Here is a 15,842-nt window from a genome sequence, read left to right on the forward strand (position 1 = left end):
GATGAATTTTGTTTCGAACCTATTCCGACGTAGGGTACCAATAGAACCCATTGAACAAGAAGAGCCATTTGCACAGAAATCATCAGACATGACTGCCAAAGAAAAGCGGTCGACGTTTATTGGCCTGGGTTTGTATCTTTCAAAAAAGATAATAGAAATGCACAAAGGAAAAGTGTGGGTGAATAGTGCGTTAGGCAAAGGTTCAACTTTCGGATTTAGTTTGCCCCTATAGCTAATAAACGGGAAAGAGCAGATATGTTTTTTACCCAAAATTGAACATTTCTACTCTTTTTTGATGCCGAAAGTACAGCATAGTAACAATTAAAATACCGTTCAAGTTAATCAAATTCGTTTTTAGGTGGATATTGGGGGACCGTTGATTAGCTCACTCCGAAAAATCCAATCAATTGTTCTGAAACACTTTGACCATGTTTTTGATCATCAGCTAAGTCGCAATATGTTTATATATTGTATAATATGATGAAAATATGCATCATTTGAAATGGTTAGTTACAGTTACATCCAATTCTTGCACACATTAAACCATAGTTATTGTTTTTTGCCATTAAACAAACTAATTCTCAAACAAATGCAAGAACCGGAAACTGTATTCTCTGATTCTTGCGAACATCTCTGAAAAGTCACAGTTGAATTTAATAATGACTTTATAAGACCTGTTGCTTCTTTGTCTTCAATTTCTGGCTCGTCATCTTTTTTTTAGATAATTCACCAATGACTCTTTCTTGCACCTCATCTACTATCTTCCAATCCTTCGAAATATAAATATCGGTAGTTCGATGTCCTTCATCAATGTGATTCAAGGCTAATGCTACATCATCCTTACTCATCCTGCATACATTGCGTGCTGTGTTAGCAAAAGTATGCCTGGCCCAATAAAGCGTAATGCTATCAATATCTGTTATTTTCCGTAGTTCCACCATCCCTTTACTTAAAGCTGTATTTAAACCATTATAATTGGAAAATCTATTTGGCAGTTGCTCAAGATATTTATACAATAAATCCTCAACTTCCTTAATGATTTTTATGCTGATGAATGCTTTATCTTTTCTTCGGCCTTTTGTTTTTGATCTATTATATTCTATGCGACCTTTATAAATATTCTTTGATGTCAGGTTATATATATCCACTGCATTCATCCCGCACAAATAAAATGACAGCATAAATATATCTCTCGCTAATTCCACCCGGCTTCCTGCCTTTATTTTACAATTTTGAATAGTCTCGACCTCTGCAATTGTGATGTTGCGTTTTCTCGTTAAAGGGGCTGACCCAATTTTATATTTTTTAAATGGATAATGTTTTATTTTTAAAACTCCTAAATCTTCGTCGTTGTAGAGTTTACATGCAGCATTAAACAATGTTCTCAAATCGCGCATGTGATTATGAAGTCCAGAATCAGATAAACCCTTTTCGGTAGTTGTAATAGTTTTGCCTAAATGATTTATTCGCTTTAATGTACGTTCTCCCCGCAAGAACTTTTCATATTGATAAAGCATACCGGATGTTATCTCATTAATAGAAACTGAATCACGTTTAAAATAATCAATCAGACTATTTCTAATTACTCGATGGGTATTAGCAGTACCATTTCGATTTTCCCTTCTTAACTGCGCAATATGGCTTTCACAAAAGTCTATAAAATCAATTTCCTTGTCTTTATCTCGTAAATGATCTCTTAACGCCTCACAAGTGAAGAAATCTAGTTTAGCGCCTAGCTGACTAATTGTTTCACGATAATTATCGAGAGTGTTGTCGATAATCCGTAGTAGAAATTTGTCCTTGATCTTAAGCTCAGCAGTTAACTGTTTACTAACTACAAAATGATTAGTGTCAATAAATTTTCTTTCATTTTTGTGATAGACAATGATTTTAACATTGATAGTTCCATCAGCTTTTTTGTGGTGTTCATACACCTTAGCACTTACAGTTGCCATAATTGATTTTTTAGCACGCAAATTCGCCTGTTACAGTTTAGTTACAGTTTTGCGTAGAGTTCAACAATAAATTATGTAAATCCTGACAGAAGCGCCAGTGCCGCAGATTGACCTAAATCCACTTGTGTAAGACAAAAAAACCCGCTCTACGTACGTAAAAGCGGGTTTTTAACTCTGAAAAGAAGGTATTTTATACTTCTCTTTTCTTGTGCGCCCACCTGGGCTCGAACCAGGGACCAAAAGATTATGAGTCTTCTACTCTAACCAACTGAGCTATAGGCGCGGTTATTTATATTTATTTAACGGGTGCAATTTTACATATTTGCAGTCAAATTACAAAGTCATTTTATGCAAAATATTAAAAATATCATCTTCGACTACGGTAACGTCATCTTCAACATCGATTTCCTGAAGGCTCAACAGGCGTGGAACCAGTTGGGTATCAATAATGCAGCTGATTTTTTTGGTCATAAACAGCAAGACCAAATTTTTGATAAATTTGATAGAGGAGAGGTCTCTGCGGAGGAGTTTAGAGACTATATTCGGCTAAAATCGGGTAATCCAAAGCTTACAGATGAGCAAATAAATGCGGCGTGGAACAGTATGTTACTCGGAATTGAGCCAGGAAACCATGAATTGTTGCTGAATTTAAAAGGCAGGTACCGTACTTTCCTCCTTAGTAATATTAATGCCATCCATTACGATCATATTATGAACTACCTGAAAACTGATTTTGATTTTGATGGTAATGATCACCTATTCGAGAAAACTTATTACTCTCACCTAACAGGTAAGCGTAAGCCCGAGTCAAGGATATTTGAATTGGTGCTTAATGAAAACAACCTTGAACCTGCTGAAACTTTGTTTATAGATGATAGCCCTCAGCATTTAGCTGGTGCCGAAAAATTGGGGATACAAACCTTTTTGATGACCAAACCTGATACTATACAACAGTTTTTTAAAAGAGCGCAGTTATAAATTAAATTGGAGTCCATCTAAAATATTTTATCTTGTTTTTTTCCTGGGCCCTATTCAAATGGAATTATTATTTAATTAATAATTCCATTTGAATATTACTCCGTTCGTATGGCGAATTACGGCTTGCAACTTTATTAAAACCCAGTTTGTGGTACAGGCTAATTGCTGGTTTTAGTATAGTATTGCTTTCAAGGTAGATTTTTTTTGCACCCAATAATCTGGCTTTTTCAATGATACCTTTACCCAATAAGAAACCAATATTTTTCCCCTGTGCTAAAGGCGATACCGCCATTTTTCCCATTTCGTATTCATAGTCCGGATCATTCATTTTAATTAAGGCGCATACGCCTACAGGTACATCATTGTACAAAGCAACCAATATACAGCCACCTTTATCTAATATATAGCCTTGTGGGTCATCTAATGCCCTGTAGTCGGCTTCCTCCATCTTGAACCACCTGGAGATCCATTCTTCATTTAAATCCTTAAATACCTGCTTATATTGCGGATCATAAGCGATGATCTTTACATTTAGACTTTCCCGTTCTTTCTTTTGCTCACGAACCCTGGTAAGCAACGATTGCTGATCTAACAAAAACTCCCACTCTTCTATTGCCTTCCAAAGATCGTTACGGGTTTGTGTTGTGAGTTGTTCAATTGCCCGGTTGATATCGATATATTGATCTTTAATTTTTTCACTAATGGTATTCCCTTTGGCAGACAGGCTAACCATATTCAATCTTCCATCTTTTTTATCCTTTTGTTCGGTAACCAACCCCTGCTTAACCATTTCTCTGATGATTTTGCTTACAGAAGGATGCGAATGCCCAATCTCCTTTGAAATTTTTGTAATGGTTTTTGCTTCTCCCGCCGATAAAACATAAAAAACAGGAAACCACTTAGGTTGCATATCGATATCATACATTTTATAAATACTTGCGGCATCCTCGGTAATTTTCTCGGTAAGCATTCTTAAACGGCTTCCAATGGCCATCTTGCCGGTTTTGTTAAAAAATTCCATATATAAATTCAATTACGTAACTGATTACGCAAATATATCAGAAATTAGATTTATCCAAAGGCAATCGGTATAAAATGACAAAAAAACAATGATTTTAAGAGGGCGCAAGTTGCATATAAACATCTTTTATAGAACAATTAAGGGGTTAGAGAACCATATACATTGATGATCAACATATAGTATAATGTCAAAAATCGCCCACGCAATATCAGCATTGATTTACAATATATTAACTTATTTTAAAGAGATATTAAAAATCCTATGCCCAGGCTTTCCTCAAAAACCTCAACCAGTTACCATGCATCATGTTCTCGATATCCAGATCGGTATAACCTCGCTTTTTTAACAGATCAGGTACCTTTTGCAGATCGGCGATGGTTTCCAGGTCGTACGGACACTGTTCGCGACCGAAAGCGCCGTCAAGATCGGTGCCCATGCCTACGTGCAGGGCGTTACCGGCTATCTGGCATATATGGTCGATATGATCAATCATAACCTCAAGGTTACAGTTCATTCCTTTTGGTGTAGATACTCCCCTCACCCATCCCGGCACCATCATCCAGGCATCAAGGGCCGCACCTATTACCGCTCCGCGATCAATCAGGGCCTTTATCATTTCATCGCTGTACTGGCGGTTATGGTTTACCAATGCACGACAATTGTTATGACTCGCCCATACGTGGCCATTAAAATGATCCAAGGCCTCCCAAAAACTATCATCGCATAAATGAGTAGCATCCAAAATAATATTCAAGCGCTCCATCTCTTTTAAAAGCTCGTACCCTTTCGGCCCCATATAGCCAGTAGCATCAGTGCCTTGCGCATACCTGCCGGGGCCATAATGAGCCGGCCCAACAGCACGCAAACCATAATTATAGGCGCGCTCCAGGTGTTGAACAGTAATAATAGAATCTGCCCCCTCTAAGCTCAGGATATAACCGATAGCTTTATTTTCTGTGGATTGGCCATCATTCCAATACGATAAATGTTTTTCTAACGATGCAAGATCATTCACCTGCACCATTTCGCCGGCATCTTCCATGGCTTTATACCACGCCACCTGTCCCTGTGTTTGTGCCCAGGCTTGCTCTGGCGAGTGCCAACCCGGCAGTGGATTACCAGGTGCAACGTAACGCCCTATTTGTGTGGCTACTACCAAACCAATATTCCCCTTACGCAACTCGGGCAAGGTAATCACGGCTTTGGCTCTATCGGGTTTATCGGTCAGTCCTTCTTCACGCCGGTTAAGTTCGGCAAGTGGCCGGGTAAGGTCGCGGTTCCACTCCAGCGCATTCATGCTGAGATCTAAATGAGCATCAACTACAAACATATTTTTTTATCAGATGGTAATCTTACGGTCGCGGGCTGAGTTTAGCCACTCACCCGTAAGTATTTTATTTTCAATTGTATAAACACGTTCATATAAAGCCACTGTTGGGCAAACATGATGCGGAATACCATAAAGCACATCCCCTATTTTATAGTGATGATCTTTACCGGCTTCAACTACCAAATGCTCTTCACTTTGGCCGGTTGGTATCAATTCCGGGGCGTTTAAAAAGTATATGCGTTTTCTTAATTCGTTCTCGGCAGATACGGATTTATGCCCTACATCCAAACAAAGCTTAGTTTCATCCGGCAGGGAAACTACTCTTGTAGCAATTAGCACTGCTGGCAAAAATGGCTGTTCGGGTATCCCTATTTCGTATCCCCTATCCCAATATACAAAAGTTCCGGGGCTGCATTCTACAAAATCCCTTTTGGAATGAATGGTAAATGTAGGCGAACCACCGACAACAATAATAGGTTCCGGATAGCCCTTGGTTTTAATATCCCGCTGTAGTTTTAAAACCGGTTCAAACGCCGCATCGCAACGTTTTTTTCTTTCATTGATATCAACATCATGAATATGACCGTCATAAGCATGCAAACCAACCGGATTTACTCCTGGTAAAACACTGCAATCTATATATAATTGCAAGGCTTCTAACCCAGCGGCAATCCCTGTACGGTTCATCCCAACATTCAAATCCAGGTAAACATTGATAGTGAGGTTATATTGTTTAGCCACCTCAGAAATTTCGTTGGCAGCTATAACACTATCAACCAGGCAGGAAAATTGAGTTTGCGGATAAGTGTTGATCAATTTAATGAACCTATAAAGTTTAGGTCCCACCGGCTGGTAAGCAAGCAATACATCCGGTGCACCGCATATTGCTAATAATTCGGCCTCAGCAATGGTGGCACATTTAAACTTTTTGATTCCGGCCTTTAGCAATAATTGGATAACCTCTTTGTTTTTAAAGGTTTTTACATGCGGGCGCAAACGCTTAACATCGTCTATCATTGTTTTAAGCAGATCGATATTGGCCTGTACCCGGGCCGGATATACTACAAGGGCCGGTGTATCCAGCTTGTCTATATCTTCTATTTTGAACCAATCTTGTTGATCAGCCATGGCTACACTAATTCAAACAGGGCCTCTATTTCAACCGGAATATTATCAGGTAACGACCCCATACCTACAGCGCTGCGTACACCAATTCCGTTTTCTTCGCCCCAAATTTTGGCAAAAAGTTCACTTGCTCCATTGATGATGAAGGGGTGTTTTTCAAAATCGGATGTACAGTTAACCATACCTAATACTTTTATCACCCTTTTAACCTTATCAAAACTTCCGATATTAGCTTTTATAGTAGCCAGCATAGCCAAGCCAACCTGGCGCGCAGCCAACTTACCATCTTCCATATTAATGGTATCACCAATTCTGCCAATAATAAGAGTGCCGTCATCCTGTACCGTTCCGTGACCAGATAGGTAAAGGTATTTACCATCAACTAAACAAGGTTTGTAAACACCAAGTGGTTTTGGCGCCGGCGGCAGGTTTAAACCCAATGCCGCAAAGTTTTCTTCGGGAGTGTTCATAGCGTAAAACTATTGTTTTTTTAATAAATACGGTATCATAAAAAGCAAAAAAGCCGGGGATCTCACTCCCGGCCTCTCCTTAAATCATAAAACCAATCTCTATTTAAATCTGTATGTAACTCCAATATTGATGGCGTAATCGGCAAATGCCGCATCGCCCTGTGTATATGTTCCTGTTAGTTGTGTTGAAATTTTATCCGGAACACTTTGAGTACGATCACGTTTTAAAGCAACCGGTACAAAAGCATAAATTGAAAGCGATTTTAAGCGATAAGTAACACCTGGCTCTGCAGATATAATGTAACCTGGCCTTCTGAAGCCATTGCTACCACCTACAAGATCCTTTACTGGCAAACATTCGTAACGTACACCGGCAGAAAAATCAAATTTACCTACACCATAGCTCGCACCACCTCTCAACATTACCTGGTCTGGTACGCTCATGATATCACTGCCATTGGCAACAGCTTTAGCACTTGGAGTACCGCCACGTGCCGATGAAACACCATTTTGTTCTCTCGGGCTAATAAGGTAATAGAAACCACCATATACTCCAAACTTATGGGTGAAGTTATAATAGGCATTAATTTCGGTAGTTATACCAGTACCACCATCTCCCAATTGTATAGACTGATCAACCGGACCAAGCGTTTTGGTATCGTTTGCACCAGTGTGGTAAAAATAATCCTGGTAGTTATAATTACCGGTTGGCAGTTTTAAGCCCAGGCCTACCTGTATGTTTCCCTTGCGGGCCTTTGCAGGATTCAATAACCAGGCATAAGCTGTTAAACGGATATCGCCTAAGCCAAAAGAATGTGTGCTTAAACGCTCTTTATTACCATGCTCATATAAAGATGACCGGCTGTTATCAACAATAGGTACATCAACCGCAAATGACCAACGGTTGTCAAAAATGCGGGTAAGCGTTAAATCCTGAGTATAGGAATGGTTAATCACATTTGTACCTAAAGCAATACGTTGCTTTTGTTCCTGGGTACCAACAAAGTGTTTGTATGATTTGAAATACCTGCTGTTGCTATTGAACAACCAGCTTCCATTGCCTGTATTAGAACTATCCGGGTGTTCATCCATGGTACATAAGCCACCTGTGCTTCTGATTGCCACACAACCTTGGGCCTGTACATTGATGTAATTAAAAAGGATAAGAAAAGCGATACCACAGATAGATTTTAGAATAAATTTCATAGTTTTTTTTAGGTGTTTATAAATGATAGAATGATAAAACCGGTCTTTTTGACCCAGTTTCGACCTGACTTGATACAGGATTTTATGTTAATTAATGATGTTTAAATTAGATGTATTTTTAAAAGGCCATGCAATGAAGCCCGAAGGTGCTTTTTTAACTGCCAACCATAAGGATAATAATACACCGTAGCTGCCGCCACGTTCTATCCATTCAAATATTTCATATTTAGGATAAAAAAGTTCGCTCGCTATTTTCCAGGCAATTAATACCAAAAGTATATTAGCAAAAGGACGAATGAGTACCGAGAAGGCAGCCACAATTTCAAATAGGCCTACTATATATGCTGTTTTACCGGGATCATTAAACCCTAAAGAATGATATTGATTGATAAGCCCGGCTTTTTGGATAAGATTTAGCCACCCATGACCAAGCAGTAGCAGGAAAGCGAATACCCTTAAGCAATTAATTACTGCTTTTAAGGTAGATGCATCCAAATTTACATGATCATCCATACGGGTAAACCATTTCTTCAAAGGCATTTTAAAGCCTCCCTGTAATAGCAGCAACACAAACGGAGCACCAAAATTACCTGCACGTTCAATTAATTCGGCAAATGGCTCGCCCGATAAAGGGCGCATTGATGCTGTTATAAATCCCCATATTACCAGCCACCCCGCTACAACACGCAAGGGATAAACCAAAAGAGATAAGCCTAACAGTATATCAATTACCCCTACATATGGCATCAGCGTATATGACATGTCATGACCAATGCCTACTACCGCAAAGTAATTACACCATATTTGTTTGGTTATGATACCAAATGCACCATGCCCAATAAAACACATGGCACAGGCAAAGCGTAGTGTATAATATATTTTTTGATCGGTGGTTAAACGTTGCATTTTTTAGCTTACTTGATAGTACTTATTAAAGTCCGGCTCCGTCTGCTTTGCCCCTGTTAACTGCATATTGCCCTACCTTGTTACCGGTTACCAAGCCAACTTCACAATCACTGCGGAAGTGGATACCACCGTACAACCTTGACATAGCAGCATCATTCGCCAGATCAGTAAACTTACTTCCCCTGTCAGGTAATAAATAAGTAAGCACGGTTGCAGCTGCACCGCTAAAGTTTGAGTGGCCTGACGTATAAGCTGGAAAATTGGGTACGCCTGTCAGGGTTTTTACCAAAGGATCAACTTGTGATGGGCGTTGATTAAAGTAAAAATATTTGGTATCCCAGCAAACAATTGCAGCATCCATTTCGGCCATATTTAATAATGCAAAATTACGGGCCCAGCGTACTTCGCTATAATTTTGTTTTACAAACTCATCTGCCGCTATAGCATCCCAATGGCCCGCCGGCGTGTAAGTTCCAATACCATCGGCCCAAAAAGCAACCTGCTCTTCATGTTGGCGGCTATGGTTTTTGCTCATTGATAATACCTCATCAACTTCTTTCTTATACTCAACTGAATTGGATAAATAAGGCGCAGCGGGGCGAAGAGCAACCACTGTTAAAGTATCAAACAAAAACGGAAGAACTTTTGAAAACAAAGGTAACATTGGCGGCCGTTTAGGCGTTTCTAAACTTTCCCAGAATTTCCCTTTTTCAAATGCTGTTGTTTGAAGTTTTGCCCATACTGTAGCATCACCGATAGCCTTACCGGCGCGATCACCACGGGCACGGGCTGCAAATAAGGCAGCAACTTGCTTACCCAATGATTCTCCTGCTGTAATTTCGCCACGGGTGTTGGCGCCCGCCATTATACGATATAATTTTTCTTCCTGAGCTTTCTCGTTAATGAAGGCTAACTCTGTTGGGAATAAAAGCTTCATCATCTCAACTGTAGTACCCGCAACAACAGCATCTTCACTTGGATACGATGGCAAATCAGAAACAGGCACCAGGGCACGTACAGTTGCATCGTTTTTGTATGGTGCAGTACGTTTATAAGTGTTTTTAAAATGCCAGGCCGCTACTAAGGCATCATATTGAGCAGCACTCACATAGGCATAAGCACGTGCGGCATATGGAGGATTCGAGAATGGAAACTCCGGATAATTAAACGGATTGGCCGAGCTTGGTGCTGGGTAAGTACCATCAATATTTTGATACGGCGCAACGTTATGCTTAGCCACCAGTTGGCGCATAATCTCATTCCACCTTAATACAGCACCCGCACTCCAATATTTTATAGAGGCTTTCTGATCATCTGTTAAATTCCTTTGCATCGCCTTAATCTCGTTGATATCGGCAAGGTAAGCGGGTGATGTCACTGCATCAGGCGCAGATATGGTAAGAACGCTAAAGTCCTTAACTAATACCGGTTTCCAGGTATCTGCATCAAGGTCGAGCTTTGCAGGTGTTAATGCAGGGTACAATGCTGTACGGTCAACTATATCTTTTTTACACGATGAGCTAAAAATGGCTACACCTAAAAAAACTGTTGGAATTATATGAAGTAAAGATCTTTTCATCAGATTATTATTAAGTATTATGAAATTATTTAGCTTTCCTGGTGTTGAATACGTAATAAACACCACCAAACATGGTTCTTGCCTGGCCCACATTTCTGCCTTTTAATACGTAGTTGCCACCAGCAGTCAACTCCAATCCGGCTATCTTCTGAAAACTATATTTAAATATAACACCGGCAAGTGTGGAGTTCATCTTATTACTTGGAAAAGGCATGTCATTTTTCCTGATGTCAAAACCACCTAACGTTGTAACCTTTGTAAGTACAGCCTCCGCGTTAAATTGCAAGCTCCTAAAACCAGCGCTTACTAAAAAATTAGAAACATCAGGCATTTTCACTTCATTGGTATAATGCATCTCGGTAGTATAATAAGAGTTCCTATCGATATTGATATTGCCCCTGCGAATGTATTGTGCCGCGCCGGCTACAAAGAACTGATTAACCTGGTAATTGAGTAAACCGCGTAAAGCAATATTCTTGCTATGCAAACCAATAGATAAAGGCAAAAAATCGGCCTCATAATTAGTTGCCGGTATTGATCCGGATAATATAGCGTGAAAACTAAGTAATCCTTTGCCTATCTCCTGTTTAACAGCCAGCCATTTTACATAGGCGCTTACATCCTGTAAATTGCGCTCACCTCGCAGTGTGCCGGCACTTGCATTTGTGGTTACATAAGGAAGTGCAATTGATACGTTGATTTTGTTTGTAAGACCATAAACAAAGCCCAGCATATATGAATTTGAACTTACGGCACCCAGGTTTGGGGCATCACGTTTAAAAGTACCTTCCCAATAGTGGTCCCACTGACTGTGCGTATAAACGCCAGCGGCACAAACATAGTTTTTAGGTATCATTAGGGCATCAGCATCTGTCTGCGCCTGCGCATAATCTGAAAAAGTAAGGCAACATGCCACAACAATACAGCATCTGTAAAAATACAGCAATGAATGTTTCATTCGATTTAAGTAAGTAAGGAAAAAAAGTAAATTAATAAACAGGCCGAAAGAAAATTATTAATAGCATTCAATAAGGCTATCAAATATTTGCTCAGCATTAAAATTGAGAAGCATATAGTAATAATTAAGTAATGGGTCAACACCTCTTATTGCAAATGATGGCGCAACAATCAGTATTGGTCAATAATTAAATCAAACTGCGCTTTTGATAAAGAACAATTCAACATCATAAACTATAGGCTATAATTAGCAGGTAAAGTTAGGCGGTTTGCCGGGAGACTCGATGTAGGGAGAATTAAGGTGGTAGATTATAGGGCTGCTATTAGTCTTCAGCAGTATGGAAAATGATGAAAACTGGTAATTAATTACCGTAAAACTATAGTCGTTACCTAAATTTACTTTTTTCAGGGAAGAATCATGCCCTTTTTTACTCAATGGCACGTCATTTATTTCTTTGGCTATGACCAGGTTGGCAGATACGAGCCTGGTTTTAACGCTATTAGCAATACAGATGAATGACATTGTATCGGGCGCCATTTTATACCTTAAATAGTTATAATAAACACCTTTTAATTGCAGCTGCCCATTTATGCGAATGTAGTCTTTCCATTTGTGTATCCCTGGCAAATGTACCGGGATCTTGATCTCGACAAGCTTGGTAGCGTCTATCTTATTTTCGTAGATCTCTTTTACTATCTGCACTTCAGACTGATGAATGAAATATTGAAATACTAAATTGTACCCGCCCAAATTGAACAGATGTACATTTAATAATAGTATCGCAATAATCCTTTTCACCTCTCAGAATGTGTTATTATGTTTTATAATTAATGGTAAATATATTGTTACAACGCTATTAAAGCAAATAAAAAGTAAAATTATAGAAACTCACGTTATACACATGGGTTGAAAAGTATATTTGCACATACAATAAATATATATGCTACAGCAGTCATTTAAATAATATGAGTCTATTAACACAACCATGGCCCTGGTATATCGCTGGCCCCCTTATAGGCCTTGTGGTTCCAGCCCTTTTGCTTATGGGTAATAAAGCATTCGGCATATCATCTTCGCTCAGGCATATTTGCGCAGCCTGCCTCCCATCCAACATCTCCTTTTTTAAATACGATTGGAAAAAAGAAAGTTGGAACTTGTTTTTTGCAGCAGGTATTATTTTAGGTGGATTAATTGCCGCTCAATACTTATCCGGCAACCAGGTGGTTGATATTAACCCAAAAACTATAGCACTTCTTAAACAACAAGGTGTGCAGGATTTTAGCGGTTTATTACCCGGGGATATTTTTAGCTTTAGGCAGCTGCTCACTTTACGTGGTTTTATTTTTATAGTTGTAGGTGGCTTTATGGTAGGCTTTGGTACCAGATATGCAAGTGGGTGTACTTCAGGCCATGCTATTATGGGGATATCAAACCTGCAATGGCCATCTATGATAGCAACATGCTGCTTTATGATAGGCGGCTTTGTAATGACCTGGTTTATTTTACCTTACCTTATACAGCTTTAACATGAAAAATATAAAATACCTGTTCATTGGTTTACTTTTTGGGATAGTGCTTGTAAAATCGCAGGTAATCTCCTGGTTCAGGATCCAGGAAATGTTTAGGCTGCAGTCCTTTCATATGTACGGTATCATTGGCAGCGCCATTGTTGTTGGCATGTTATCTATTTTAATCATCAAACGGTTCGGTATTAAAACCCTATCCGGTGAAGAGGTTGTCATTCAACCAAAAAACTTCAACTGGGGTAATGTGTATGGCGGTTTAATATTTGGCTTGGGTTGGGCCATTACAGGTGCCTGCCCGGGTCCCTTATTTGCGCAAATTGGAAGTGGCTTTTTAGTTACTGCTGTAACCCTGCTTAGCGCCATTGCAGGTACATGGGTATATGGCTTGCTTAGGGATAAATTGCCTCATTAAATTTGCCAAGCAAGAAAAGTAATTCGTTAATTATGGTTTAAAGCAATACATCAGGTTTGTTTATTGAATCTCCCCTTTTTTATACCAAAAACTATCGCGCATGATAAAAAGCAAACATTTCTCTAAATCAAACATCATATTTACTGTACTTATGGCGTTGGCTTTAGTTACTTTAGTAAATCCCACGGCTAAAAGCTTTTTTATACGTGGATTAATGTCCATTGGCTTTTTTCAGCCAGATCCTGAAGGCTATTTACGTCACCATAAAGTTATCGCCACTTTACCCGATTATCGCTACAGAGATACAAGCGGCCATATAATAGCTTTATCCGCTTTAAAACATAAAGTAGTATTTGTAAATTACTGGGCAACCTGGTGCCCTCCCTGCCTGGCCGAAATGCCATCCATTAACAAATTGCATGAAAAATTTAAAAACAATCCTAAAATAGTTTTCATCATGGTTGATGTAGATAATGATCCCGCCAAAGCCACAGCCTTCCTGCGTAAACACAACTACAACTTGCCTGTATATACAACACTAAATCAACTGCCCGATACTTTGTTAGATGGCACCATACCTACCACGCTGGTATTTGATAGGAATGGAGTTTTAAAATATAACCATTCCGGAGCAAGTGATTACAGCAGTGATAGCTTTACAACTTTTTTGAACAAAGAAGCGATAAAAAATTTTTAGCTAAACATTAAGAGTGCATCTTGATTGGAAAATCTTTTATCTATTTTTTTTATTGTTATTTTCACACTTATTAATAATTTTTCTTTTCTTTACGGTATAAACCTGTTTTCAATGAAAAGAAATTTGCTCTCCTCACTTGGCATTGCCGCGCTGTGTTTAATTTCGACAGCCGGATACAGCCAAACCGGCACCCTCAGTATCAGTAATGATTCAAAAACAACCATTAGCAAGCACATTTACGGGCAATTTGCCGAGCATTTGGGCCATGGTATTTATGGTGGTTTTTGGGTTGATAAAACCCTGCCTGTTAAAAAGCAGAACCGTATCCGTCTGGATGTGGTTGAGGCCTTAAAAAAGATTAAAATCCCTAACCTGCGCTGGCCTGGTGGCTGCTTTGCAGATGAGTATCACTGGCGCGACGGCGTTGGCCCTTCAGCCCTTCGTCCGCGTATGGTAAACACCAACTGGGGCGGCGTCACCGAAGATAACAGCTTCGGTACACATGAATTTCTGGAACTTTGCGATCTATTAAAATGCGAGCCCTATGTTGCCGGCAATGTTGGCAGTGGCACTGTTGAAGAGATGTCGAAATGGATAGAATATTTAAACTCCAACAGTACCAGTACCGTTGTACAAATGCGGGCCAAAAATGGCCACCCTGCACCTTATAAAGTAACACTTTGGGGTGTTGGTAATGAAAGCTGGGGTTGCGGTGGTAATATGACACCTGAATATTATGCAGATCTGTTTAAACGCTACGCCGCATTTGCCAAGGATTATCCGGGTGCAAAGCTTAAGAAAATAGCTAGCGGACCAAACTCTGATGATTATAACTGGACAGAAGTTTGTATGAAGAACATACCCAATTGGATGATGTCTGGCTTATCTATGCATTATTATACTATCCCAACAGGTAACTGGGGTAAAAAAGGATCGGCAACCCAATTTAGCGAAAAGGAATACTTTGGCACCATGGTTAACTGCCTTAAAATGGAAGAACTGGTTACCAAACACTCGGCAATTATGGATAAGTATGACCCTGAAAAGAAAGTGGCTTTGGTAGTTGACGAATGGGGAGTTTGGACCGACCCTGAACCGGGCACCAACCCTGGCTTTTTATATCAGCAAAACAGCCTTCGTGACGCGCTGATTGCCGGCACAACACTTAATATATTTAATAACCACAGCGATCGTGTTAGAATGGCTGCTTTAGCACAAACCGTTAACGTGCTGCAATCCCTTATTTTAACTGATAAGGAAAAAATGGTACTAACCCCAACCTACCATATTTTTGATATGTACAAGGTTCACCAGGATGCCAAATACCTTCCGATTAAATTGAACGTACCTAATTATGAGGTGGATGGTAAAAAGATAGAGGCAGTAAATGCTTCAGCTTCTCAGGATGCTGCCGGCAAAGTGCATATCTCGTTGGTTAACCTGGATATCCATAACGCGATAACTATTACTACGGACTTGAAAGATGTGAAATGGAATACAGTTAGTGGCCAGGTATTAACTTCGGCTAATATCACTGATATCAACACATTTAGCGAGCCAAATAAACTGCACCTGGCAGGCTTTACTGGCGCTAAAAAAGATGGTGACAAACTGGTTGTAACATTACCTGCAAAATCAGTAGTAACGCTGGAGTTGAATTAATACTTAAAGGGCTACTT

The 15,842-nt window shown here is 39.6% G+C and carries 16 protein-coding genes and 1 tRNA gene; 6 read left to right on the plus strand and 11 right to left on the minus strand.

Going from position 1 to position 15,842, the window contains the following annotated elements; genetic code table 11:
- The first annotated feature begins 1 nt into the window (after nt 1).
- Nucleotides 2-232 (plus strand): ATP-binding protein, encoded by a 231-nt coding sequence (locus tag AC1D0K_RS03465; protein ID WP_477396926.1) that lies wholly within the window; start codon nt 2-4, stop codon nt 230-232.
- 433 nt (nt 233-665) lie between these two features.
- On the opposite strand, the gene AC1D0K_RS03470 is transcribed toward AC1D0K_RS03465, so the two are convergent.
- Together AC1D0K_RS03470 and AC1D0K_RS03475 are read right to left on the minus strand one after the other, a co-directional pair.
- Nucleotides 666-1,955, minus strand: coding sequence for a site-specific integrase (locus tag AC1D0K_RS03470; RefSeq protein ID WP_477396928.1), 1,290 nt, complete (start codon nt 1,953-1,955; stop codon nt 666-668).
- A gap of 209 nt (nt 1,956-2,164) precedes the next feature.
- Nucleotides 2,165-2,238: transfer RNA gene (locus AC1D0K_RS03475), tRNA-Ile, on the minus strand.
- A 65-nt stretch (nt 2,239-2,303) separates the two neighbouring features.
- Between AC1D0K_RS03475 and AC1D0K_RS03480 the strand changes: the two genes are divergently transcribed.
- Nucleotides 2,304-2,933: an HAD family hydrolase gene (locus AC1D0K_RS03480; RefSeq protein WP_477396930.1), complete on the plus strand. Its 630-nt coding sequence runs from the start codon at nt 2,304-2,306 to the stop codon at nt 2,931-2,933.
- 67 nt (nt 2,934-3,000) lie between these two features.
- Here AC1D0K_RS03480 and AC1D0K_RS03485 read toward each other — a convergent pair whose 3' ends face one another.
- The 9 genes from AC1D0K_RS03485 to AC1D0K_RS03525 form a co-directional block, all read right to left on the minus strand.
- Nucleotides 3,001-3,954 (minus strand): bifunctional helix-turn-helix transcriptional regulator/GNAT family N-acetyltransferase, encoded by a 954-nt coding sequence (locus tag AC1D0K_RS03485; RefSeq protein ID WP_477441801.1) that lies wholly within the window; start codon nt 3,952-3,954, stop codon nt 3,001-3,003.
- A 259-nt stretch (nt 3,955-4,213) separates the two neighbouring features.
- Nucleotides 4,214-5,284 carry a dipeptidase gene (locus AC1D0K_RS03490; RefSeq protein WP_477396935.1) on the minus strand — a complete coding sequence of 357 codons (1,071 nt, stop codon included), beginning with the start codon at nt 5,282-5,284 and terminating at the stop codon, nt 4,214-4,216.
- 9 nt (nt 5,285-5,293) lie between these two features.
- Nucleotides 5,294-6,412, minus strand: coding sequence for a D-TA family PLP-dependent enzyme (locus tag AC1D0K_RS03495; RefSeq protein WP_477396937.1), 1,119 nt, complete (start codon nt 6,410-6,412; stop codon nt 5,294-5,296).
- A 2-nt stretch (nt 6,413-6,414) separates the two neighbouring features.
- Nucleotides 6,415-6,879: a RidA family protein gene (locus AC1D0K_RS03500; RefSeq protein ID WP_295716929.1), complete on the minus strand. Its 465-nt coding sequence runs from the start codon at nt 6,877-6,879 to the stop codon at nt 6,415-6,417.
- A gap of 99 nt (nt 6,880-6,978) precedes the next feature.
- Entirely contained in the window at nt 6,979-8,085 is a 1,107-nt protein-coding gene (locus tag AC1D0K_RS03505; protein WP_477396939.1) for a hypothetical protein, read from the minus strand.
- Nucleotides 8,086-8,172: 87 nt separating this feature from the next.
- Nucleotides 8,173-8,991 carry a hypothetical protein gene (locus tag AC1D0K_RS03510; protein WP_477396941.1) on the minus strand — a complete coding sequence of 273 codons (819 nt, stop codon included), beginning with the start codon at nt 8,989-8,991 and terminating at the stop codon, nt 8,173-8,175.
- A 25-nt stretch (nt 8,992-9,016) separates the two neighbouring features.
- Complete coding sequence (locus tag AC1D0K_RS03515) at nt 9,017-10,570, minus strand: vanadium-dependent haloperoxidase (protein ID WP_295716936.1); 1,554 nt, start codon at nt 10,568-10,570, stop codon at nt 9,017-9,019.
- A gap of 25 nt (nt 10,571-10,595) precedes the next feature.
- On the minus strand, nt 10,596-11,528 hold the full coding sequence (locus AC1D0K_RS03520) for a hypothetical protein (RefSeq protein WP_477396943.1): 933 nt from the start codon (nt 11,526-11,528) through the stop codon (nt 10,596-10,598).
- 246 nt (nt 11,529-11,774) lie between these two features.
- Nucleotides 11,775-12,326, minus strand: a complete 552-nt coding sequence (locus AC1D0K_RS03525; protein WP_295716940.1) for a hypothetical protein — start codon at nt 12,324-12,326, stop codon at nt 11,775-11,777.
- Nucleotides 12,327-12,493: 167 nt separating this feature from the next.
- On the opposite strand from AC1D0K_RS03525, the gene AC1D0K_RS03530 reads away from it, so the two are divergent.
- From AC1D0K_RS03530 to AC1D0K_RS03545, 4 genes are all read left to right on the plus strand, one after another.
- Nucleotides 12,494-13,054, plus strand: coding sequence for a YeeE/YedE family protein (locus AC1D0K_RS03530; protein ID WP_477396945.1), 561 nt, complete (start codon nt 12,494-12,496; stop codon nt 13,052-13,054).
- A gap of 1 nt (nt 13,055) precedes the next feature.
- Nucleotides 13,056-13,466 carry a DUF6691 family protein gene (locus tag AC1D0K_RS03535; protein WP_477442330.1) on the plus strand — a complete coding sequence of 137 codons (411 nt, stop codon included), beginning with the start codon at nt 13,056-13,058 and terminating at the stop codon, nt 13,464-13,466.
- Between the two features lie 100 nt (nt 13,467-13,566).
- Entirely contained in the window at nt 13,567-14,163 is a 597-nt protein-coding gene (locus tag AC1D0K_RS03540; RefSeq protein WP_477396949.1) for a TlpA family protein disulfide reductase, read from the plus strand.
- A gap of 111 nt (nt 14,164-14,274) precedes the next feature.
- Nucleotides 14,275-15,825 carry an alpha-N-arabinofuranosidase gene (locus AC1D0K_RS03545; RefSeq protein WP_477396951.1) on the plus strand — a complete coding sequence of 517 codons (1,551 nt, stop codon included), beginning with the start codon at nt 14,275-14,277 and terminating at the stop codon, nt 15,823-15,825.
- Nucleotides 15,826-15,842 lie beyond the last annotated feature (17 nt).

Source organism: Mucilaginibacter sp. P1_A3 (assembly GCF_056406855.1).